The following is a 23,585-nucleotide window of genomic DNA, read 5'->3' as shown; positions in this document are numbered from 1 at the left end:
GAAGCGGTTAATATTGGTAAGTTATATTGTTTAACTTCTGGATTATTCATCTTTTTAAATATTCATCTTCAAGTAATTTGTTCATTTTTTACTTGAAGATTTTTAATTTCTGTTAGTTCTTGAAAGGGATTAATCCCATTAGCTGTCAATTGTTTTAATAACATTACTTTGTAAATCGTTTTTTCATTAAATATTTTTGGTTTTAAACGAAACATTACTTTAATAATTCGAGCAATATAACTTTCAATGCGACAACCAATATTTTCTTGATATTCTCATTTTTGAATTGCTCCATAGTATGTTCTTAAATTATTAGATATTTCTTGTAACTTTCCTTTCGCTTCTTCGGTTTTAACAAGCTGATAAGCTCATTCAAGGTATTTTGTAACCTTGTTTCAGTTTAATTTTAGAATTGCTTTTATAATTTTATTGCTGAATTATACTTGTAAGTGCAAGTAAATAAAATTGCAAAAAATCTCATATAAAAATTTTATGATGCTAAGTTTATTTTAGAAAAAATAAAGCAAGGAGTTTTTATATGGGATATAAACATCTTGGCATAGATGAAATAATTTATATTGAGAATCAATTGAAGTTTAAAATAAAAATTAGTGAAATAGCTAAAAATCTTAATCGAAGTATTAGTACTATTATTCGAGAAGTTAATAGAAATAAAGATAATAATCATTATTTTTCATTAATTGCACAAAATAAAGCAGAAAATAGAAAACAATCACATATTTATTTTCATAAGTTTAAAAATAGAGAATTAGTAAAATATGTACAACAAAAATTATTATTAGGTTGATCACCCGAACAAATTTATGGCAGAATTAAAAATTTTCATAAAGAATGAATTATTAGTTTTAAAACAATTTACAATTGAATTTATTCTGGATTACTTGAAAAAGTTACTAATAAAAATTTAAGAAGAAAAGGTAAGAAACGAAAATATCAAGAAAATCGGGGTAAATTTAATGGTAAATCAATTAAAGAACGAAATGCTAATGTTAATAATCGCGTAACTCTTGGTCATTGAGAAGGTGATACCGTAGTATCATCACGAGGTAAAAGTAAATCATGTTTAATAACTTTAGTTGAAAGAACATCAAGATTTACTTTAGCAATATTAGTTGAAAATAGAACTACTAAAGTTATTAACGAAAATATTAGCCATTATTTATCAATTCTTCCAAATAATCTTGTTAAGACTATAACATTTGATCGTGGTAAAGAATTTGCTAATTGACAACAACTTGAAAAAAATTTAAATGTGAAAATTTATTTTGCTAATGCATATTCACCCTGACAAAGAGGTACTAATGAAAATACTAATGGTTTAATTAGAGAAAAATTTCCTAAAAAATTTAATTTTTCAAATACTACTAAAAATGCAGTTCATAAATTTATATTGTCTTTAAACCAAAGACCAAGAAAAATACTAAATTATCTTTCGCCAATCGAATATTTGGTTAGAAAAATAATTTAGTTGCACTTAACTTTACAATTTGGCAATTTTTTATAAAAAATGATTATTTTAAAGTTTAATTTGATTAGTCAAACTTTAAATTTTTATTGTTTTTTATAGGTTATGCAAGAAGTCTATTGAATTAATAATGGTTAAAAATCCTACTTGCATATTTATTTTACAGCACAATAAAAAAGATTTACTTTTCGTAAATCTATAATCATCTTTTAAAAATTTTAATATACAAGTCTTTGATGCCTTGGCTCATCAAACAATAACCAATAACCAGGGCAGCAAAGAAGGCAAAGTACATTGCTGGTAACGGTGCTAAACTTAAGTGTGGTCCTAACGATGTAAACGGTAAGGCAATTCCAATCAAAATCACAACGATGCTTGATACCAATAATTCTCAAGATGGCATTGATTGAATGAAAGGAATTTTTCTTGTTCGATACATTTGAACAATTAAGGTTTGTGTTACTAATCCTTCCACAAATCAACCTGTTTGGAATAACGTAATTTGTTCAGCAGTAATATGTTGTGGATTGGCAAGAACACCGAAATAACAGTCCATTACAACGAAGATTAAAATATCAAAAACTGAGGAGACCGGTCCATTAACAAAAACAAACGGTAAAATATTCTTTGTCGCCCAAGTTTGTGGTTTTGATAAAAAGTCAACATCAACTTTATCAAAAGCAACTGCTAATTGGGAAATATCGTATAATAGATTTTGAAATAAAATTTGAATTGGCATCATTGGCTGAAATGGTAATCACGCCGAAGCAATTAAAATACTCAAAACATTTCCAAAGTTAGAAGTAATTGTAATTTTAATATATTTTAAAATATTACCAAAAATTTGCCGCCCTTGAATAATTCCTTTTTCCATAACTAGCAAAGACTTCTCTAATAAAATAATATCTGATGCTTCTTTTGCAATATCGGTCGCATTATCAACTGATATTGCAACATCACTTTGCCTTAAAACAGGGGCATCATTAATTCCATCCCCCATAAAACCAACTACATGTTGATTTTGTTTTAAAGCTGTAATAATTATTGCCTTTTGTAATGGATTTAATTTAACAAAAACATTATTTTGTTCAACAACATCTCGGAGTTCAAATTCACTTAATTTTTCAATATAATCCCCACTAATAACACCGCAAACTTTCAAATGAACACGGTCACAAATTGCTCGTGTTACTTGTTCATTATCTCCGGTTAAAATTTTTAACTGCACCCCATTTTTTCGTAATAATTGGATCATTTTGGCAGCAGAAGGTTTTGGTTTATCAAGAAATGAAACAAAGCCATAAAAAATTAAATTTTTCTCATCTTTTGTTGAATAATAAACATCATTATCATGCCCATGATTATAAGCTAACCCAATCACTCTTAATCCTTCACTGTTCATTCGTTCAGCTGTTGCCGCAATCATTCGTAAATGTTCCTCTGTTAATTTTTCAACTTTTCCTTTATATTCAATTCATGTACAATTTTTAATAATTTCTTCAATTGCTCCCTTACAAATTAAAGTATGACGTTGATCTTTCCCTGAGACAACAACAGTTAATTTACGGCGATTAAAATCAAACGGAATTTCATCAATTTTTTGATAATCATTTTTAAACTTACATAAATGATGATCATCAATATAATGAATAATTGCTTTATCTAACGGATTTTTTAGTCCTGTTTGAAAATAACTATTTAAATATAGATATGTTAATAACCGATTATCTTTTTTATTATCTAACAACTGATAATCAACTAATTCAATCTTATCATTTGTTAATGTTCCGGTTTTATCAGTACATAATACATCAATTGCCCCTAAATTTTGAATTGCTTCTAATTTTTTAACAACAACCTTGGCTTTACTCATCCGGCTTGCTCCTCGGGCAAGGTTAGAAGTTACAATCATTGGTAACATTTCTGGTGTTAAACCAACCGCAACAGAAATGGCAAATAATAACGCCGATAATCAATCATTTTTTGTAATCCCATTAATTACAAAAACAATTGGCACCATCACAAACATAAATGATAATAATAACCATGTTGTTCTTCTAATTCCTCGATTAAAACTATTTTCTGGTGGTTTAGCCTGCAATGTTTTTGAAATTGTGGCATAATATGTCTCTGTTCCTACGCCAATAACAACCGCAATGGTGCTACCTGATACAACACTTGTTCCGGTATAACAAATATTTTCTAATTCTAACAAGCTGGCTTTATGACAATTATAGTTAGCATGTTTTTCAATTGGCAATGATTCACCAGTTAAACTTGATTGGTTAATAAAAAGTTCATTACTTCATAATATTCGAACATCAGCCGGAACCAAATCCCCACTTGATAAATAAAGCAAGTCACCAGGAACTAATTCATGAATTTCTAATTCTTTTGCTTCCCGAATTAGGGTAGTATTATTTTTAACTGATACTTCAGAAACTTTTTCATCAGCTGCCAACCGAATCACTGTAATTGTATTACTAACTAAATCAGTTAATTTTTTTGTCACAAAAAAATTACGAATATCTTGGGCATACGCAATTGTCGTACTAATAAGAATCATAATAGCAATAATAATAACACCAATAATTTCGAAACTATCGCCACCTAAAGCAAAGTAACTAATTATGTTATAGGTTGCAATTAAAGCTAAAACAATGTTAAAAGGATTTAATAATACTTTTAAAAAATGCTTAAATCAGTGAAATTTTGCTTTCTTTTGTGAATTATCGCCATACTTTTTGCCCATTTCTTCTGCTTCATCATAAGTTAAACCAAAATTTTTAAGTTCAAAATGTTCTAAGATTTCACTTTGTGAAAACTGGGAAATTTGTTTAATTTCATCAGTTTTTAAAAAACCAATTTCTTTTTTTCGACCTTTAAACTCTTTATTATTTCCCTTAAATTTAGTTATTATTTTTGCCATTCCAAGACCCCTTTCTTCAAAATATCCCCTACCTAAATTATAAATTTAGGACTTTTAACACATATAATATTAATAATTTGTAAACCAAAATGATATTAAAGTAATAAAACTCCTAAATCAATAATATTCTTACCCTTTTTAAATAATTCTTTAATTTTTATTTTGTCGAAAACTCTTGATATTTATATTTTAATAAAACCTTGATTTTATTGGGTTTTTGATAAAATGGACTTTTTACAAATTTCTATATTTTATAAGGGTTTTTGACTTTATCAAGAGTTTTCGACAAAATTAAAGAAATAATTTAGTCACTGCCTCTCATAATTTTATTCTTATTTAATTATAGCGAAAATAATTTAAATAAAGACACCCTGTAGATACAAGTTCCAAATTTGTATCTCTTGTTAGATTGATAATAACACTCTTTTAAAAAAATGCAACTATTTTTATTTAATTTGATTGCGTTGCCAAAGTTGGGGAAAATAAAAAAGAAAGTTTTCAGTATAATTAAGTTTGAAAAAAATTAGAAAGAAAACTATCCTATGAATATTATAACTAGAATCCAAGAGTTTTTAAACGAAAATAATAACTCTTTTATTGATTTAATTAATGAAATTAGCCCTAATATCCCTATTACAGCACTATTATCCTATTTAAACAATGAAATTAGTTCTGAAGCTTGAATACTATTTAAAAATATTTTTGAATATATTGATAACTATATTTTTAATAAGGACTGACGGAAAGCACGTTATATTTCAAAAGGATTTTATCAACGAACTTTGGTTTTTCGTAATGGTGAAGTTACTTTTAAACGACGAAAATATATCTTAAAACCAGAATTTCAAGTGGCAAAAAAACCAAAAACGGTCTTTTTACTTGATATTCAATTAGGGATTGAAAGTTATCAGCGACTTGATTATGATTTTTCGTTAGAAATAATCAGCAAATTAGGCATAAATTTTAGTTATCAAGATATTTGTAATATGTATCGGAATGCTAACATAACAAAAAAACAATTTTTAACCTTATTAAACGGTTTGATATTAAACATTTGTTAGAATTAATGCTAGATGAACCAGATACAAAACTAAAACATGATGGGGTTATTTATATTGAAACCGATGAAGCATATCGCAATGCCATTAGTTATCAAATCAAAAAACGATTAAAAATTAAGAAAAGAATCCGTTTAACCGTCTTTCATACTAGTTATAAAGATCCTAAAACAATACGAAAAACAATGCATAATGTCAAATTTCTAGTAACAATGACTAATGAAGTTAAAAAAATTAACTCTAAAAAATACTGACAAGGAATTAAAGAATTTATTAACTTAAATTATGAATCACCCGAGACAGCTAAAATTATTGTGTTTGGTGATGGTGCACAATATATTTCAACGGTTGAAAAACACATCAATGTTGAATTTATCATTGATCGTTTCCATGTTATTAAAAAAATTAAAGATTGTCTCCGTGGTCCACGATATTATAAACGTTATTTATTTAATAAAATTAAAAAAGCAATTTTAAAATTAAACTGAAACAAGGTTACAAAATACCTTGAATAAGCTTATCATCTTGTTAAAACCGAAGAAGCGAAAGGAAAGTTACAAGAAATATCTAATTATTTAAGAACATACTATGGAGCAATTCAAAAATGAGAATATCAAGAAAATATTGGTTGTCGCATTGAAAGTTATATTGCTCGAATTATTAAAGTAATGTTTCGTTCAAAACCAAAAATATTTAATGAAAAAACGATTTACAAAGTAATGTTATTAAAACAATTGACAGCTAATGGGATTAATCCCTTTCAAGAACTAACAGAAATTAAAAATCTTCAAGTAAAAAATGAACAAATTACTTGAAGATGAATATTTAAAAAGATGAATAATCCAGAAGTTAAACAATATAACTTACCAATATTCACCGCTTCTACATTATCAAATACTAAAACTCTTTTAAAGAAAATAGTTTATAATTATTATTAGAACTTAATGCTGAAAACTTTTCCCCAACATTTTACACGCTACCATTTAATTTTGTCGAAAACTCTTTTTAATTTTGTAGAAAAATCTTGATATTTTAATAAAACCTTGATTTTATTGGGTTTTTAATAAAATGTATTTCTTGCAAATCTATATATTTTATAAGGGTTTTTGACTTTATCAAGAGTTTTCGACAAAATTAAAAAAACTCTTGATAAAGTCAAAAAAATCATCAATATGACAATTTGAAAACGAATTTGGTGGAAGATTATTATTGTTCTTTAACTTTTTTAGATGTTAAAATATAATACCGTTGCTTGTTGGTTTGGTTTTAAACCTTTGTGTTGGTATTTTCATTTTCAGAGATTTAAATAATTTTGAATGTTAGTAAAACCTAAACCCTGATAATGAATTAAGGCTTCTTTAAGACTTGCTTGTAATTTACTAACTTTATTTAATTTTCGATAACTGGCATCAGGATTTGTCCTAGTTTTAGTGGCATATAAAGTAGAACTTGTTTGTTTTGCTACTAATAAATATAATGGTTGCATATCAGAAATAATAATGGAATTTTTGTTAATTAATTTTGTATTCATATTTTCAATAATTCACTGTTTTTGTAATCGTTTGGTATTAGTGGATTGAACAAAAATATTATTATTAGTATCAACCGCCATTTGAATACAACATTTAGTGTTAGTGGAAAATGGATCAAGATGAGTTTTTCATTTATCAAATTTATCTTTAAAATTACCTTTATGGATTTCTTTAATAAATGTTTCATCGATTTGTATTTGGCCATTTAATTTTTTAAATTTTAATTGAGTATTTTATAATTGTTTTGATGGCATTAATTTTTGACGATTATATCAAGCTGTTTTGGGTGTTGTTTTAATAAAACGGGAAATTACTTTACTAGATTGTCCTAGCAATGAAATTTGAATTAATAAATTTCATTGTTCATAATTTAAATGACTTCAATAAGTAAAATGATGACGAAAAGCATCAAAACTAGCCCGACATTTTTTGCATAAATATTTTTGTTTTCCTTCGGGATTATGGCAATTTTTAACACAATGATAAGGTTTGCAATTAGGACATTTAATACCTTTATCTCTAAATTTTTGATCAATTTCATTTAAGCGTTTTTGTTTTTTGATTAATTCTGCTTCTTTTTTAACTTTTTCATAAAATTCTAAAAATTGATCATCTGTTAAACTATTTATTAATTCTTCAAGTATTTTTTCCATCAATTATTTACTTCTTTCATTAAAAATATACCTAAAATTAGATATATTTTATAAATATCAAGAGTTTTCGACAAAATTAAAGTATTTATTTGACTTTTAGGGAAAATTATAATAATATAATCTTTGGTATTGTACCATAGTCATCAAAATACCATAGACAGCAACGGATTTTATTAAATCTTAATTATGTTGCCGAGGCATTATTGAGATATAGAACAATGACATGTTTTTATATTGTTTAAATAATGTTTCAGGCAATTAATCAAATTGATTAATTGCCTTTGCTTTTTAAAATATTAGGGAGACAAAGAATGAAGGCAGCAATGAAAATTAAAACGGCAGTTGTTAATGAAATTGTTAATAACTTTAAAACTACTAATTCAGCAGTTGTTGTTGAATATCAAAAATTAACGGTTGCTGAATTTACAAAACTAAGAAGAATTCTTACAAAACAAAAAGTAAACATTAAAGTATATAAAAATAACTTAGTGAACTTGGCTGCTAAAGAGGCCGGATTTGTTGAATTAGATAAATTTTTAACAGGTCCTAATGCTTTTGCGTTTGGTATGGGCGAACAGATGGATGCCGCAAAAACTTTAGCAAAATTTGCAAAAACACATTCAGCAATAAAATTAAAAGCTGGGATTTATGAGGGTAAAGTCTTGGATACCAAAGCAATTATTGAAATTGCGGCGTTACCAACAAAAGACGAGTTACTTTCAATGTTTGCATCAAGTTTATTATACCCATTATGTATGTTTGCAATAGCAATTAAAGAAATTGCTAAAACAAGAAGTGAATAATTAATTTATTCAAATATTTTATAAGAAAATAATTCTTATTGAGGAGGAAAATATTATGGCACTATCAAAAGATGATATTATTAAAGCATTAGAAGGAATGAAATTAGCAGAACTAAATGAATTAGTAAAAGCAATTGAAGATCATTTTGGAATTATTGCTGCGGCAACAGTTGCAGTAGCGCCAGCAGATGGTGGAACAGATGAAGGGCCTTCAGAAGTTAATATTGTATTAACAGATCCAGGGCCAAGTAAAATTGCAATTATTAAATTAATTAAAGAAATTACTGGAAAAGAATTAATGGCAGCAAAAGCTATTGTTGATAAATTACCAGCAGTAATTAAAGAAAAAGTAAAAGTTGAAGAAGCAGAAGAAATTAAAGGACAATTAGTAGCAGCAGGTGCTACAGTTGAGCTTAAATAATCTCTTTAACTTTGTAGAAAACTATTGATATTTATATATTTATAAAATATATCTAAAATTAGGTATATTTTTAATTTAAAGAGAGGTAAATAATTGATGGAAAAAATACTTGAAGAATTAATAAATAGTTTAACAAATAATCAATTTTTAGAATTTTATTTTAATTTTTTTAAAATAAAGCAAGGATACCCCTTTGCTTTTTTTTTTTTTTGTAAAATGATATTATGTAAAATAAATAGGAGTGGGGGAAAATGTTAATAAATTTTTTGTCTGATAGTAAATTTAATGAATTTATTAACTTTATAGAGAATATTTTTTCATCGATTTTTTTTTGAATTTTTATTTTCTTTATTATTAGTATTCTTACCCGTGTTAGTTTTTTAAAAACAAAAGCTATTAAAAATATCAATAAAAGTTTTAATAAATTTGAGATTATCGGTTTTATTTTTACTTTTATTAGTAATTTATCAGTTTTAATTGTTCTTAGTACTTTGTTGCAAGTTTCTTTTGCTTGCGTAGCAGAGTCAACAATTAATTTATTAAATTTTATTTTTTTAGGTTTAGTGGTTTTTTTTAGTACAACAAAAGCAAAATATTTTAATTTTGTTATTCTTCTTAATAAATTAATTGCTATTTTCTTTCTAATTGTTTTTGCACCAGCTATTTTTGACTTTGTTTTTCATGTCTTTTTAAGAGCAAAGCATAATTTACTTCATTTAATTTTATGAGTGGTTGTTTATGGGGGATTAATTAGTACTATTGTAATTAATAATAACGCAACAGAATTAAAACAAATTTTTCACCACTTAGTTTTTGATTTTATTTTGTTATTATTATTTTTAATTTTAAATTTATCTTTTATTGAAAATACAAAAGATATTAAATTATCAACCATTTTTAATAATATTTTCATTCTTATTCTGCTTTGAATTTATGTTTGAAATATTATTTTAATTAATAAAAAGGAAACTAAAATTAAAAATAAAAAAGAAAACAAAAAAGATTTAAAATTTTTTGTATTGGCGATTAAAAATGATTATTTAAGAATTAATAAACCAATTAAATACACAACAATTTTTATTAATGGTTATAAGCAGGTAATGATAATTTAATTTTACTTGTTAGTTTTTAAAGTAATGATTTTAATAAATTTAATAAATATAAAAAGGAGTGGATAAAATGAAAAAATTACTTTCAATTTTAGGGACAACAACTTTAACATTAACATCTGTGTTAGGAGTAGTTGCTTGTTCAAAAGAAAAAAATAACAAGGATGATTATTTTGATAGCGAAATTAATAATATTGATCCGACAATTCGTAATTTAGTAAAATATACTAGTTCAATTGCTAAAATATTAATTTCTGGACGCCATGAAAATATGAATAATTATGCATTTCCAACATTGCAATATTTTTTAAATAACGTTGGAAATAACTTAAAAGGTACTTTTACGACTAAGAGTGGTAAAGAAGTTGAAATTAAGAAATATGTTGAGGAATATAAAGCGTTAAATAATATTTTTTATAATCCATGAAAAGCAACAAGTACTACATATCAATCAGAACGAAACATTTATAATTTGATGTCTACAATGGTAGCAATGACTTATTTTTCAAAATGAAACACAGCAGAGAACCAAGGGCGTCCTACTACTAAAACTGATGCAACAGGGCGTTATGAAGATTTTCAAGCAAACCAAAATTTAGCATGAGCACAATATGATACGGGGGCTCTGGCAAATACATTATCACAAAAATCCGATTCAGTTCTTACTTATATTCAGAGAATTGCTAATTGAGGGGGCTCTTATTATAATTCATCATCACAAGCTTATGTGTCAAATATTTTATATCATAATTCTCTTTCAAACCCACCAACAAAAGAAATAATGTCTTATACGGATGGTAAAGAAGAAATTCAGTTTGGACGAGCGGTTGCGAACCAATCTAGTGCATTATACGATTTATTTGGTTTAAAATATTTTTATGAAGCAATTACCACGTTAACACAATTTGGACCAGGGCTAGAATTACCAGTTTTATATTCGTTAGCACAATTATTACCATTTGTTCAAAATGACCGTTTTGGTGAAAAAACAGTGGTGATTTTATTAGCGGCATCATTTTTTATTTTAGGTCAAATTAGAGAAGAATTTTTTGATAACTCAGGTAATTCAAGAGATGATAGTCCATTATTAGAAATATTTGACCGTGATACAATTGATAAAACTGTTCTTAAAGTTGAAAAACAAAGTGATGGTGAAGTGATTGAACCTAATAAACAAGTTGAAGAAATGAATCTTTACGCAATTTTAAATAGTCCGGTGATAGAAAAATCTATTGGGAGTCTCGGTCTCGGTGAAGAGGAACAGTTTTTAGATTTAACAAATACTACAGACAAACACACAAATGCCTTTTTAAAATGATATGCTGTTTTAGGAAATTGATTTACAGCTGCTTTAGCAAAAGAAGGTTCAAAGTTTGATGTTCAAAAATTTAATCGCATATTGCCAAAAACAGTTTATAATGGACTTTTAAGATTCCAAAGAGCAATTGGGTTGTTCGCAGAAGATGCTGTTGTTACGTTAATTCGAACATTATTGCAAATGTTGAATGCACCAAACTTTGATTTATTTAGTTTATTAAAAGGAATTGCTGGATTAGCAAATTGATTTTATACTAGTGATAGTGATGGACATTATAATTTAAATATTAATAATGTCAAAACAGTTGAGAATGTTTATATTGAAGGAAAAAACAAAGCTGGGTTTAAAAATGACTTAGCAGCAGTTGATATTAATAGTGAATATGCTAAATTTATTTTAGATAATTATGGTTTTGATAAAAATACTGATAAATATAAACCAGGGTCATTATTTGATATGATTGACATTTGATCACATGGGGGGAATAATACTTATTCTGATCATGAAGCAATGCATAATTTTATTACCCAAATATTAGATTCTCAAAATGGTTATATTGGTGATTTAACAAGTCAAATTAATAAGGCAATGGCCCAAGATTGATTTGATAATATCTTTTTAGATCGTAAATGATACATCACTGCAACAGAAACAGGTGTTGATGGTACTAAGTTAGGAGCAGTTGTAACGGATGGTCATATAACAGGTGTTCGTTACCAATTAGATTATTATGGACCAAAAGACGATTCAACTAAATTAGGACTTCATAAAAAGCCATTAGGATATACTGATCCTGCTTCTGATAATTCTCCTTCATATGTTGAACAAATAAAAGATGCAAACCAGCGTCATAATATTGCCCCAGAGGGTCAAACATGAAGTGAACAAGATTGATTTGACTATGATGGAATGGGTAATGAATATTTAGCAAATAGTAAAAAAATTAAATACAGTTATGTTGTTGAATTTCAAAACCAAGCTCGCTTCTTATATAACCCGGGTATTAAAGATGATTTAACAAAAAATGCATATTTATTAAGTGATTTTGCTTGATACTATAATAATGTTCGTTATTATTAGTAGTCAAATTGAAAAAGAGGAGATCTAAAAATGTTGCTGTTTTGACAAATATTAAAAGGCATGTTTAAGCAAAAAGCACAGCTAACTATTTTCATAGTATTGGCTGCGCTTTTAACGTTGTTAACAACTTCTTCGTGAATTGTTAATGCACGTTTAATTGATGCATATTCATTCATGGGGCAAGGAACTTTTGATTATGATTATTTATTGAGGTTTGATAGTAAAAAGAAAACAGGACAGAATGTTGAAACAATTACACCGTGATATGCTTTTAGTAATACTTATCATTTAATTACTGATACTGATGGTGGAAAATCAACATTACCTTATGTTCATTTGAGCCAAGATGGGGCTTTAAAAGCCTTGGACAAGAATATTAAAATGGCGTTTACTTTTGATTCAACAACAAAAGAAGTTACTAATATTGTTTTTACTGACCCTGATAAGGAGGCCCTAAATTTTTTAAATAATGGGTTGTATCGTTTTAACTTTCAAAGTAAAGCGTTTCAAACATCTGTAATTGGGCAATTGTATGATCAAAATGGATTACTTTTTGAACAAAACAATTTAAGTTTAATTGAAAAATTTATGAATAATTTTACTCGTAGTGATATTTCACAAAATACTGTTAATTTAATTATTGCATATTTGAATAAGAAATACTCTGGTAAAACAGATAAGGCAAAATTAAAAGAGGTCGTGATTGATTTTGTTAATAATGGGGTAACAAAATGGAAAAAAGATGTTGATTTGCGGGGAGAGATTAATGAAATTCCGACAAAAAATGATATTCAGGATCGCTTATTTAATGAAAAATTAAATGGGGATTTAAGTTTTTTAACCAAAGACACATCACAGTTTTTAACAAAAATTAATCTTTATTATTCACCAACTGTTAATAATAATCTTGAAGTTGGTTATAATAATAATATTGAAAACGCCGTTTTTAGTGTTAATGATTTTTATAATAAAAATAATAAAAATAGTAATTTTAAGAATCAATCATATGGGCCTTATCAATTTACAGAAACTTACTATGGTTTAGTTGCAAAAGCTAAAAATTTTTCATATGAATTACGTGAACAATTTGCGTATTGAGACTTAACATCAAATTTAAAATATAAAATTATTAATTCCCAACAGTTGTTACAAAATAATAAGTTAAAGTTTATTAAAAAATATGCTTCATTTGATCCAAGTGATCCAATTAATTCGGTTTATGTTACTATTACGCCTCAATTTGCGCGTAGCCAAAAATTAAAATTAGGAGATCAACTAACAATTGATAAAAATTCTAATTTCTTTGTGGGTGCGATTGGTGGAGATCCAGTTAATATTTATCCGACAATTTATGATACTGATGTTTTCCCAGACCCAAAAACAGATGGGATTATTTATGTTTCAGAAAGTATTTATCGTGGTGAATCAATTGTTGCAAATGCAGAAATTGAAGAAAATTCAACATTATATATTACTCATTTTGGAACACCCGAAAATAAGAATGCCGATATGGAACAGTTTAAAAAATATTTAGCTGGTGATTTTTGAAGTTTAAATAACCCAAGTGATAAAAATGCTCCCTTGCAAAATCGTGATGAAACAAAATTAGTTTATTTGCGTTATTCTTTATTAGGAACAACAATTAATTTTTATCGTACCATTACAATTATCTTATGTGTTCTGTTCTTAATTATTTTAGTCTTTACATTAGTAATTTTAATTAAAAAAATTATTAATAAACAAAAAATTGAGAATGGGATTTTAAAAGCAAATGGTTATAGTGGATTAACAATTGCTAGTTCTTATTTAGCCCATGCTCTTGTGGTAACCGGTATTGGTGTCCCGATTGGATGGATTATTGGGATTGTTTTACAATTACCTATTATGATTGTATTTAATAGTTACTTTGTTATTCCGGTTAACTTTTCATTTTCAATTATTCCATTTGCAATTTGTTTAGGGATTATTGGTCTTGTAAGTAGTTTGTCAATTTTAACAACTGCAACTCGCCAGTTAATAATCAGTCCGTTAGACTTATTGAATCCAAACAAAAATATTAAAACTTCAAAATTAGTTTATTCAATTAGTAATCTTTTCCATTTTAAAAAATTTACAACAAAATTAAAGTTTATTATGATGGCTGTTTCAATGAAAAAAATTGGCTGATTTTTCTTAACATTTTTTATTGCTAGTTTATTCTTAACATTAGCAACGTTAATTCCCACTGCCATTAATAAGTTTAGTAAAGATTATTATGCTAATTTAAATTATAATAATGAATACGAATATACTAATGTTATTGGTAATATGCCATTTACACGTTATGAAATGTATGATTGAAATGGACCAGGGGCTTCAAATAATGCCGCGTATCCATTAACTAAAAATTCATTAGTCAGTGATTATTTATATAATAATAACAAGTGATTATCAACAACGACTGATATTAATGATAAAAATGCTAATTTATATGCGCAACAATTAAATAATATGATTATTTTTAATTTTATGGTTGGCAAAGGGGCAAGTTTATCAATTGGAACATTCTATGTTCTGTATCTTCGTTATGGTGAAAATATTGATATTCGAAATCAAATTGATACTTTATTATGTTCAACAATGCCCCGCGCTTTTGGAAAAAAACCAGTTCATCCAACTGACCCAAATATTATTGACCGTTGAACTTATTGTGCTCAATATGCAACAAGTGATATTATGTCAAATAAGATTCGTTCAATGTGGTTAAAAGATGAAGCAGCTAAATTGCAGTTTATTTTTAACTTTGGGACTTCAACCTATAATGCTAAAGATGAAGATGTTTATACTGGATATATAACAAATATTGCTGGAACAAGTTTCATTCTTTCAACATATGGGATTAATGCAAATAATAAAACGATTATTTTCCCAAATAAAAATTTTAAAAAAATATTAGACGATACTAAAAATTTAGATATTGCAACAGATACCATTCCTATTGTCGTTAATAAAACTGCAGAAAATAAATATAATTTATCATTGAATAAAATAATTACTGGTACAACTAATGTTAAACAATTACAATATTATGATGATGCGGCTCATTGTGTTGTGCCGCAAGCAAATTGATCATATGAATTACCAAATGGTTTTGTTGATGATAATATTAATCCATTTACCCTTGATTTAACAAAATTAACGGTTGGTAATAAGCTTCGGGTTGGTTTTGAAAGCAAAACAGGAACAATTCAAGACTATTACAATATTAAGAATTTTGTTTTAAAATTACCAGTTAATGCTTTTAAACCAGGTGAATTTCAAAATGAAACAATTTCAAGGACAACGGGGAATCGTTTGCCGGGATTATTAGATGTTAATAGCCCACTTGTTAATCAAAAAGTAATTACAAAAGAAGGGGACTATTATATTATTCATCCATTTGATAATAAATTTGATAAGGAAATTAATGGGATTAGTGATTTAACAACGGAGTTCCCGACCAATTGATATCGCGAAGCTTTACGACAAGGATTATTAAAAATTGGGAAAATTACTAAAAATGTTAATTACCAGGTTATTGGAATTCAAAATTCTTATGATGTGCCAAGAGCATATGTAAACCAAGTTTTAGCGAATAAAATTCTTGGTTTTAATACAGACAATGGTCCATTATACAATAATGAAAATGATAATCCATTGTTGTGATTTAATGGTAAATTTAGTAAATATCCCGATCAAGTTGATCAAACAACACGTTTTAATCTTTTTTCACCAGATGGGTCATATTCAATGAATGATTTTATGAATGGTCAGTTAAGCGGTGGGATTGGAACAACAGATTATTTAATTATCAAATCTCAAGTTATTGCCAAATTTGCTTGAATTTCAAGTATCTTATCAATCATCTTTGTTGTTATTACTATTATAACTGCTGTTATTATTGTATATATTATGACAGAATCGTTTGTTATCTCATTCTTGAAATTTATGGCGGTAATGAAAGCGTTAGGATATTCAAATCGTGAAATTAATAATTTAACATTAGGAATATTTACGCCATTTGCTGCACTAGCATGGATGTTAGGTGTTGGAATTATGTGGTTAATATTGTGATTAGGAGTTTATGGCTTTATTGCAATTGCTAAAGTAATTATTCCGTTTGGATTCCCATGAATTACAATTCCGATTACGTTCTTTTTAATTACAGCAATTTATTTAGTAACTTATTGAATTTCAACGTATAAAATTAATCATATGAGTATTCAAGAACAAATTAATGCAAATGAAATATAAATTTAAGAGAACCTTAAATTTATATTTTTTATTTTTAATTATATTCTATAGAAATATTCTTAATAAGAAAATAGACTGCACCCTGTTTAGTAATTATTAATAAAAAGGTTTACAAACTTTCATTTATTATATCTTTTTCTTTTTGGTTTGAATATCATTTATTTCATTTTTTAACATCATTAATATATTCATTATGAGATTTATAATTTTTATTATGGATTGTTCCTTTTTTAAGTAATGAATGAAAACTTTCAATAATAATGTTGTCTGCACAATGATAATTTTTACCCATTGAAATTATAATTTTGTTATCTAAACATTTACTATTATAATCTTTAGATGTATATTGATATCCGTGATCTGAATGAATTATTGTTTTATTTAGATCTTTTTTTATTTTTTTAATTTTATTAATTGCAGCATTTAAATTATCAATTACAAGTTTGTTATTATTAAATTTTGATCATTTTACATCAATAATTTCTTTAGTATATCCATCAATTATTGTTGATTGATAATGTTTTTTACCATTTCAAATTAAATAAGTTACATCAGTAAATAAAATTGAAAATCTTTCTTTAATATCATTAAAATTACGATTTACTAAATCAGGATATTTAATGATATTTTTATTTCTATTTTGTTTTATTAATATTTTTCTACGCATACGCTTTACATATTCAGCTTGAATATTATTTTCTTTCATAATTCGTAATACTTTCTTAGCATTATAAACAATGCCATAATCTTCTTTTAAATATTTGGTAATTCGACGATAACCAAATTGTTTTAAATTTTCTTCATAGACTTTTACAATATTCTTTAATGATTCACTACCCTTACCACCATTACTTGAATAATTTTTATATTTATCTCAATAACTACGCTTTAAATCTGTTACATCAAGTAATAAATTTAGTGGATATTTATTAATGTTTTCTTTGATAAAAAATACAATTTTTATTTTATTTAATTGTAAAAGTCATGAAGCTTTTTTAGTAATTCATACCTAACTTTGTAATAGTTTAAATCTCTTTTTTCAAATGATTCTTTTGGACCTTTATTGGTGTTTAAAATTCCTTTCTTAAAATTTTCATACCATGAAGCAATAGTTTTTTTATTAATTGCATATTTTTTTGCAATAAAACTTATACTATTATTTTTAACCTCTTGTCCTATCATTTTTCGAAAATCTGCTGTATATTTATTAAATTTTTGTCCTTTTCTTGCCATATAAAAATGCACCTCCTTTAAAGTTAGCAAAGACTTTTTTTCTTTACTTACTTTTTTGGGTGCAGTCTAGACTTCTTGCGATACCTTGTTATTTATGCTTAAAAAGCAATTAAAATTTTTAAAAATGCTTATTTTAAAGTTTAATTTAATTTTTTTTATTTGTAATTTTTTTTATTTTTGTTAGTATCGCAAGAATTCTATTATATAAAATATAAAAATCATTTAAACTTAAATTTTCAGAACGTAAATTTAAGGAATAATGTAATTTCAGTAAAACATCTGATGCTAACGTTTTATTATTAATAATGCCTGCTAAATTATTTAAAATTGTTTTTCGTTTTGTTGCAAACATCATCCGAACAAAGTTAATAAATTCTTCTTCACCCTTTAAACTTGGATATTTTTTATTTAATTTAAATTTTAAAACAACATTATCAACTTTTGGAACGGGCATAAAATTATTTCGTCCAACTAAACAAACTTTTTCAATATCACTATAGAACTGACAAACAACCGAAAAGCTATTATAAGCTTTGGAATTTGTCTGTGCCATAATTCGTTCTCCAACTTCTTTTTGTATCATTAAAATAATTTCTGTTACTTTTGGATTTTTTATTTTTAATAATTTAAAAATAATTGGTGAAGTAATATAATAAGGAATATTAGAAATAATACTAATTGGATTATTATCGAAAAATTCTGTTAAAAATAATTTATCTAAATCAAGATTCAAAATATCAGCCTCAATAACTTTTAAGTTTTGATCTTTAAATTTTACTGTTAAGTATTTTACTAAATCCGAATCAATTTCAACACAGACAAGTTTATTTGCTTTTACCAAAATATAATTTGTCAAGGCTCCCATACCGGGACCAATTTCTAAAATATTTGTTTTTTGTAAATCAAAGGCACTATCAACAATTAAATTAATAAAATAAGGATTTGTTAAAAAATTTTGCCCTTTACTTTTCTTGGCAACAATACCTTCTGTTCGCATTTCTTGATTTTGTTTTTTCATTATTTCTCCTCTAAAATATTAATTAAATCTTGGTTATTAATATTCATATAGTTTAGTCATTTAAAAGTTGTTTTATTATTAATTGGCATTAAGTTATAATAATTAATAATTTTATCACGTTTACTTTTTGAATCAACCAAATTAATATAATCATTTCAGCATAAGATATCACCTGTTTGCTTGGTAAAACTAATCAAGTTTTTTACCTTTGATTGCAGCATTTTTATTAATAAAAGCATGCAAACAATTGTTATCCAAATAATCACTAATAGTTTGGCGTAATTTTTGGCCAGGATAATCCGGATCAGTAAAAATAATTACTTTATTATTCAAACTAATTTGTTTAATAAATGCTAATTTTTCAGTTGTGATTCCACTACCACTAGTTTCAATTGTTTTAATTTCCGGAAAAATACTTCTTAATTTTGCTGTATCAGTTTTTCCTTCAACAATAATAAATACTGCCGCCTTAGTCTTTCACCCCTATAAACATCTTTTCTTTAATTTTGTCGAAAACTCTTGATATTTTAATAAAACCTTGATTTTATTTGGTTTTTAATAAAATGTATTTCTTGCAAATATCTATATTTTATAAGGGTTTTTAACTTTATCAAGAGTTTTCGACAAAATTAAAGAAATTAATTAACAAAAATTCCATTATTATTTCTGATATGCAACCATTATATTTATTAGTAGCAAAACAAACAAGTTCTACTTTATATGCCACTAAAACTAGGACAAATCCTGATGCCAGTTATCGAAAATTAAATAAAGTTAGTAAATTACAAGCAAGTCTTAAAGAAGTCTTAATTCATTATCATGGTTTAGGTTTTACTAACATTCAAAATTATTTAAATCTCTGAAAATAAAAATACCAACACAAAGGTTTAACACCAAACCAACAAGCAACGGTATTATATTTTAACATCTAAAAAAGTTAAAGAACAATAATAATCTTCCACCAAATTAGTTTTCAAATTATCATATTAATGATTTTTTTGACTTTATCAAGAATTTTCTACAAAATTAAAGGAATATTGACAATAAAATAGTTTGATTTAAAATAATAGTGTAAGTGGAATGCTTAAAACGTTCTAATTTATTAAATTATATAACTTACCATATAATTATTTATACGACCAAAAAATCCCATTAATGGGATTTTTTAACGAAAACTACGCGATTGGTCTTGCTTATAACGTCTTTTTTCTTTTTTGCTCATTCAGTGTTCACGTTTACGGGCTTCTTTTCTTTTAACTGACGAAACCTTGTTAAATCGTTTCAACACTTTGTCTAGCGGTTCTCCTGCTTTGACAAAAACAGTAGCCATAATATTTCAACTCCTAAAACTATATAAATTAACAATATCATCCTATCATACTTTTTCGGACAAAACAAACTTTTCTGATTTATGTATGCATAAAATTAAAATAAATATTAGACTTCTTGCGATACTAACAAAAATAAAAAAAATTACAAATTAAAAAAATTAAATTAAACTTTAAAATAAGCATTTTTAAAAATTTTAATTGCTTTTTAAGCATAAATAATCAGGTATCGCAAGAAGTCTATTAATGTTTTTTGCCCAGCAAGTTGTTGAAAGTCAGGGTGTTTAATTAAAGTGTTTTCAATTAATTTGATATTACGATAACAATTACTCTCACTAATGCCAAAACTTTTGCCAAGATGAAAATAAGTGCGGTATTCTCTTCAATATGATAAAGTCATTAATAAACGATTTTCTAATGATAATTTATAGACTGCACCCAAAAAAGTAAGTAAAGAAAAAAAGTCTTTGCTAAACTTTTAAAGGAGGTGCATTTTTATATGGCAAGAAAAGGACAAAAATTTAATAAATATACAGCAGATTTTCGAAAAATGATAGGACAAGAGGTTAAAAATAATAGTATAAGTTTTATTGCAAAAAAATATGCAATTAATAAAAAAACTGTTGCTTCATGGTATGAAAATTTTAAGAAAGGAATTTTAAACACCAATAAAGGTCCAAAAGAATCATTTGAAAAAAGAGATTTAAACTATTACAAAGTTAGGTATGAATTACTAAAAAAGCTTCATGACTTTTACAATTAAATAAAAGAAAAATTGTATTTTTTATCAAAGAAAACATTAATAAATATCCACTAAATTTATTACTTGATGTAACAGATTTAAAGCGTAGTTATTGAGATAAATATAAAAATTATTCAAGTAATGGTGGTAAGGGTAGTGAATCATTAAAGAATATTGTAAAAGTCTATGAAGAAAATTTAAAACAATTTGGTTATCGTCGAATTACCAAATATTTAAAAGAAGATTATGGCATTGTTTATAATGCTAAGAAAGTATTACGAATTATGAAAGAAAATAATATTCAAGCTGAATATGTAAAGCGTATGCGTAGAAAAATATTAATAAAACAAAATAGAAATAAAAATATCATTAAATATCCTGATTTAGTAAATCGTAATTTTAATGATATTAAAGAAAGATTTTCAATTTTATTTACTGATGTAACTTATTTAATTTGAAATGGTAAAAAACATTATCAATCAACAATAATTGATGGATATACTAAAGAAATTATTGATGTAAAATGATCAAAATTTAATAATAACAAACTTGTAATTGATAATTTAAATGCTGCAATTAATAAAATTAAAAAAATAAAAAAAGATCTAAATAAAACAATAATTCATTCAGATCACGGATATCAATATACATCTAAAGATTATAATAGTAAATGTTTAGATAACAAAATTATAATTTCAATGGGTAAAAATTATCATTGTGCAGACAACATTATTATTGAAAGTTTTCATTCATTACTTAAAAAAGGAACAATCCATAATAAAAATTATAAATCTCATAATGAATATATTAATGATGTTAAAAAATGAAATAAATGATATTCAAACCAAAAAGAAAAAGATATAATAAATGAAAGTTTGTAAACCTTTTTATTAATACTTACTAAACAGGGTGCAGTATATTGTAAACCTTTTTATTAATACTTACTAAACGGGGTGCAGTCTAGGTACAATAAGTTGGACCATATTTATGTGGACTTTCAAATAAAATATAATTATGAAGAAAGTAGGAATATAAAAATGGGAAGAAATTCATATACCGATGAATTTAAAAAACAAATTGTTTTACTTTATCAAAATGGTAAAACCATTCTTGAAATTTTTAAGGAATATGGGATGTCAAAATCAGCCGTATAGCAGTGAATTGAAAAATTAAATAATTCTGGATCTTTTAAAGCAAAAGATAACCGCACTGTTGAAGAAAATGAACTGATTGCCTTGCGGAAAGAATTAATCCAATTACGAATGGAAAACGACATTTTAAAGCAAGCGGCACTGATAATCGGCAAAAAATAGAAATTATTAACAATAATAAAGAAAAATATTCCGTGCGAAAAATGGGTCAAATATTAAAGATAGCAAAATCAACATATTACTATCAAATTAATAAATACGCTACGGTTGATGTTAATAATTATGAACAAGAAGTTATCAGTGCATTTAATGCTAGTCGCAAAATTTATGGAGCTCGTAAAATTAAAGCTATTTTAACCAGAAAAGATATTATCTTATCGCGAAGAAAAATTCGCCAAATTATGATTAAAAATCAGTTAGTATCTAAATACACCAAATTAAAATATTGTAATCATAAGTCAATGGTTAATAACGACGAAATTAGCAACGTTTTAAACCGTGAATTTAATAATAAACATCCAAATGAAGTTGTTGTTAGTGATTTAACATATGTTCAAGTTGGTGCTAAATTACATTATATTTGTTTATTAATTGACTTGTTTAATCGTGAAATAATTGGCTATAGTGCCGGGACAAACAAAACAGCCCAACTAGAACAAAAAGCCTTTTATTCAATTACAAGACCATTAAATCAAATTACGTTATTTCATACTGACCGGGGTAATGAATTTAAAAATAAAATCATTGATAATATCTTAAATACTTTTAACATCAAACGATCATTAAGCAATAAAGGCTGTCCATACGATAATGCTGTGGCTGAAACAACTTACAAAAGTTTTAAAACGGAATTTATCAAGGGGCAAAAATTTATAAATTTAACCCAATTAAAATATAAATTATTTGATTTTGTGCATTGATATAACAATATTAGAATTCATGGTCGTTTAAATTATTTAACACCTGTTGAATTTAGAAAACAACAGTCCATATAAAAAGTGTCCTAAAAAGGGTTGCCAATCCATTAAAATCTTTCTCAAAAGAAAGATTTTTTATTTTATTTGCATTTCCAATTTAAAAATACTTGCATTTTTTTCTAAAATTTGTTAAATATATTATTGGCAGTTACATATGCCATTTGCTAATAGTTCATATTAATAAGGAGGGACAAGATATGATCAAACCATTAGGCAAAAATATTGTCTTAGAAAAAGAAGAAAAACAAGAAACATTTATTAATGGAATTTATTTACAAGAAGATGAGAAAATCAAAAGTCGTATTGGAAAAATAATTGCAATTAGTACCGAAATTAGTAAGGATGAAACATTTGAAGGCAAGATGAACAGTAAAGTTCTTTATCGTGAATATGCCGGAACTGAAATTGAATGCAATAATAAAAAATTAGTTGTAATTCCAGCAGAAGATATTTTAGGTGTCATTGAAGAATAGGA

The 23,585-nt window shown here is 25.9% G+C and carries 22 protein-coding genes, 3 pseudogenes and 1 other annotated feature; of the genes and pseudogenes, 15 read left to right on the top strand and 10 right to left on the bottom strand.

Annotated elements, in window-relative coordinates; translation table 4 throughout:
• Positions 1-538 precede the first annotated feature (538 nt).
• Positions 539-1,489, top strand: a complete 951-nt coding sequence (locus ACQH23_RS10945; RefSeq protein WP_425378342.1) for an IS30 family transposase — start codon at positions 539-541, stop codon at positions 1,487-1,489.
• A gap of 193 nt (positions 1,490-1,682) precedes the next feature.
• Here the strand turns inward: ACQH23_RS10945 and mgtA are convergent, their stop codons facing one another.
• Complete coding sequence (mgtA, locus tag ACQH23_RS10940; RefSeq protein ID WP_425378341.1) at positions 1,683-4,415, bottom strand: magnesium-translocating P-type ATPase; 2,733 nt, start codon at positions 4,413-4,415, stop codon at positions 1,683-1,685.
• Between the two features lie 542 nt (positions 4,416-4,957).
• Here mgtA and ACQH23_RS10935 point away from each other — a divergent pair.
• The 3 genes from ACQH23_RS10935 (at position 4,958) to ACQH23_RS10925 (ending at position 6,411) form a co-directional block, all read left to right on the top strand.
• Positions 4,958-5,476, top strand: coding sequence for a UPF0236 family transposase-like protein (locus ACQH23_RS10935; RefSeq protein WP_425378340.1), 519 nt, complete (start codon positions 4,958-4,960; stop codon positions 5,474-5,476).
• A 5-nt stretch (positions 5,477-5,481) separates the two neighbouring features.
• Positions 5,482-5,988 (top strand): UPF0236 family transposase-like protein, encoded by a 507-nt coding sequence (locus tag ACQH23_RS10930; protein ID WP_425378339.1) that lies wholly within the window; start codon positions 5,482-5,484, stop codon positions 5,986-5,988.
• Between the two features lie 153 nt (positions 5,989-6,141).
• On the top strand, positions 6,142-6,411 hold the full coding sequence (locus ACQH23_RS10925; protein ID WP_425378338.1) for a hypothetical protein: 270 nt from the start codon (positions 6,142-6,144) through the stop codon (positions 6,409-6,411).
• Between the two features lie 287 nt (positions 6,412-6,698).
• Here ACQH23_RS10925 and ACQH23_RS10920 read toward each other — a convergent pair whose 3' ends face one another.
• Together ACQH23_RS10920 and ACQH23_RS10915 are read right to left on the bottom strand one after the other, a co-directional pair.
• Positions 6,699-7,085 carry a hypothetical protein gene (locus ACQH23_RS10920; RefSeq protein ID WP_425378337.1) on the bottom strand — a complete coding sequence of 129 codons (387 nt, stop codon included), beginning with the start codon at positions 7,083-7,085 and terminating at the stop codon, positions 6,699-6,701.
• 153 nt (positions 7,086-7,238) lie between these two features.
• Positions 7,239-7,658, bottom strand: coding sequence for a transposase (locus tag ACQH23_RS10915; protein WP_425378336.1), 420 nt, complete (start codon positions 7,656-7,658; stop codon positions 7,239-7,241).
• 133 nt (positions 7,659-7,791) lie between these two features.
• Positions 7,792-7,899: a sequence feature (ribosomal protein L10 leader region), on the top strand.
• An 82-nt stretch (positions 7,900-7,981) separates the two neighbouring features.
• On the opposite strand from ACQH23_RS10915, the gene rplJ reads away from it, so the two are divergent.
• From rplJ to ACQH23_RS10890, 5 genes are all read left to right on the top strand, one after another.
• Positions 7,982-8,461: a 50S ribosomal protein L10 gene (rplJ, locus tag ACQH23_RS10910; protein WP_425378335.1), complete on the top strand. Its 480-nt coding sequence runs from the start codon at positions 7,982-7,984 to the stop codon at positions 8,459-8,461.
• 55 nt (positions 8,462-8,516) lie between these two features.
• Complete coding sequence (gene rplL / locus ACQH23_RS10905) at positions 8,517-8,882, top strand: 50S ribosomal protein L7/L12 (protein WP_425378334.1); 366 nt, start codon at positions 8,517-8,519, stop codon at positions 8,880-8,882.
• A gap of 251 nt (positions 8,883-9,133) precedes the next feature.
• Positions 9,134-9,994: a hypothetical protein gene (locus ACQH23_RS10900; RefSeq protein WP_425378333.1), complete on the top strand. Its 861-nt coding sequence runs from the start codon at positions 9,134-9,136 to the stop codon at positions 9,992-9,994.
• Positions 9,995-10,061: 67 nt separating this feature from the next.
• Positions 10,062-12,389, top strand: coding sequence for a lipoprotein (locus tag ACQH23_RS10895; RefSeq protein WP_425378332.1), 2,328 nt, complete (start codon positions 10,062-10,064; stop codon positions 12,387-12,389).
• Positions 12,390-12,488: 99 nt separating this feature from the next.
• On the top strand, positions 12,489-16,661 hold the full coding sequence (locus ACQH23_RS10890; RefSeq protein ID WP_425378331.1) for an FtsX-like permease family protein: 4,173 nt from the start codon (positions 12,489-12,491) through the stop codon (positions 16,659-16,661).
• A 109-nt stretch (positions 16,662-16,770) separates the two neighbouring features.
• Here ACQH23_RS10890 and ACQH23_RS10885 read toward each other — a convergent pair whose 3' ends face one another.
• The 5 genes from ACQH23_RS10885 to ACQH23_RS10865 form a co-directional block, all read right to left on the bottom strand.
• Entirely contained in the window at positions 16,771-17,367 is a 597-nt protein-coding gene (locus ACQH23_RS10885; protein ID WP_425377606.1) for a DDE-type integrase/transposase/recombinase, read from the bottom strand.
• Positions 17,368-17,630: 263 nt separating this feature from the next.
• A complete protein-coding gene (locus ACQH23_RS10880) occupies positions 17,631-17,894 on the bottom strand; it encodes a transposase family protein (protein ID WP_425378330.1) in 264 nt (87 codons plus the stop codon).
• A gap of 145 nt (positions 17,895-18,039) precedes the next feature.
• Positions 18,040-18,912, bottom strand: a complete 873-nt coding sequence (gene rsmA / locus ACQH23_RS10875) for a 16S rRNA (adenine(1518)-N(6)/adenine(1519)-N(6))-dimethyltransferase RsmA (protein WP_425378329.1) — start codon at positions 18,910-18,912, stop codon at positions 18,040-18,042.
• Positions 18,912-19,109, bottom strand: a complete 198-nt coding sequence (locus ACQH23_RS10870; RefSeq protein WP_425378328.1) for a DUF4093 domain-containing protein — start codon at positions 19,107-19,109, stop codon at positions 18,912-18,914. The genes rsmA and ACQH23_RS10870 overlap by 1 nt, the downstream gene beginning before the upstream one ends.
• Positions 19,102-19,314 carry a toprim domain-containing protein gene (locus tag ACQH23_RS10865; protein ID WP_425379344.1) on the bottom strand — a complete coding sequence of 71 codons (213 nt, stop codon included), beginning with the start codon at positions 19,312-19,314 and terminating at the stop codon, positions 19,102-19,104. Before ACQH23_RS10865 ends, ACQH23_RS10870 begins: the two co-directional genes overlap by 8 nt.
• A 269-nt stretch (positions 19,315-19,583) precedes the next feature.
• Here ACQH23_RS10865 and ACQH23_RS10860 point away from each other — a divergent pair, with 269 nt between their 5' ends.
• The gene (locus tag ACQH23_RS10860) at positions 19,584-19,781 is read left to right on the top strand and encodes a hypothetical protein (RefSeq protein WP_425378327.1); all 198 of its coding nucleotides are present in this window, start codon (positions 19,584-19,586) and stop codon (positions 19,779-19,781) included.
• Positions 19,782-20,077: 296 nt separating this feature from the next.
• Here the strand turns inward: ACQH23_RS10860 and rpsU are convergent, their stop codons facing one another.
• Positions 20,078-20,242, bottom strand: coding sequence for a 30S ribosomal protein S21 (gene rpsU, locus ACQH23_RS10855; RefSeq protein WP_425378326.1), 165 nt, complete (start codon positions 20,240-20,242; stop codon positions 20,078-20,080).
• Positions 20,243-20,484: 242 nt separating this feature from the next.
• Positions 20,485-20,679, bottom strand: a pseudogene (locus tag ACQH23_RS10850) (helix-turn-helix domain-containing protein); the annotation flags it as partial.
• A 60-nt stretch (positions 20,680-20,739) separates the two neighbouring features.
• Between ACQH23_RS10850 and ACQH23_RS10845 the strand changes: the two are divergent.
• From ACQH23_RS10845 to ACQH23_RS10825, 5 genes and pseudogenes are all read left to right on the top strand, one after another.
• Positions 20,740-21,003, top strand: a complete 264-nt coding sequence (locus ACQH23_RS10845; RefSeq protein WP_425377767.1) for a transposase family protein — start codon at positions 20,740-20,742, stop codon at positions 21,001-21,003.
• Positions 20,970-21,245 (top strand): annotated as a pseudogene (locus ACQH23_RS10840) (hypothetical protein); the annotation flags it as partial. The gene ACQH23_RS10845 and the pseudogene ACQH23_RS10840, both read left to right, overlap by 34 nt.
• A 21-nt stretch (positions 21,246-21,266) precedes the next feature.
• Positions 21,267-21,863 carry a DDE-type integrase/transposase/recombinase gene (locus ACQH23_RS10835; protein WP_425377606.1) on the top strand — a complete coding sequence of 199 codons (597 nt, stop codon included), beginning with the start codon at positions 21,267-21,269 and terminating at the stop codon, positions 21,861-21,863.
• Between the two features lie 156 nt (positions 21,864-22,019).
• A pseudogene (locus tag ACQH23_RS10830) lies at positions 22,020-23,128 on the top strand (IS3 family transposase).
• Positions 23,129-23,307: 179 nt separating this feature from the next.
• Entirely contained in the window at positions 23,308-23,583 is a 276-nt protein-coding gene (locus tag ACQH23_RS10825) for a co-chaperone GroES (protein ID WP_425378325.1), read from the top strand.
• Positions 23,584-23,585 lie beyond the last annotated feature (2 nt).

Source organism: Spiroplasma endosymbiont of Polydrusus pterygomalis (genome assembly GCF_964030635.1).
Taxonomy (GTDB): Bacteria; Bacillota_I; Bacilli_A; order Mycoplasmatales; family Mycoplasmataceae; genus Spiroplasma.
The sequence above is the reverse complement of the archived record's forward strand: the minus strand, read 5'-3'. Positions and strand labels throughout refer to the sequence as shown.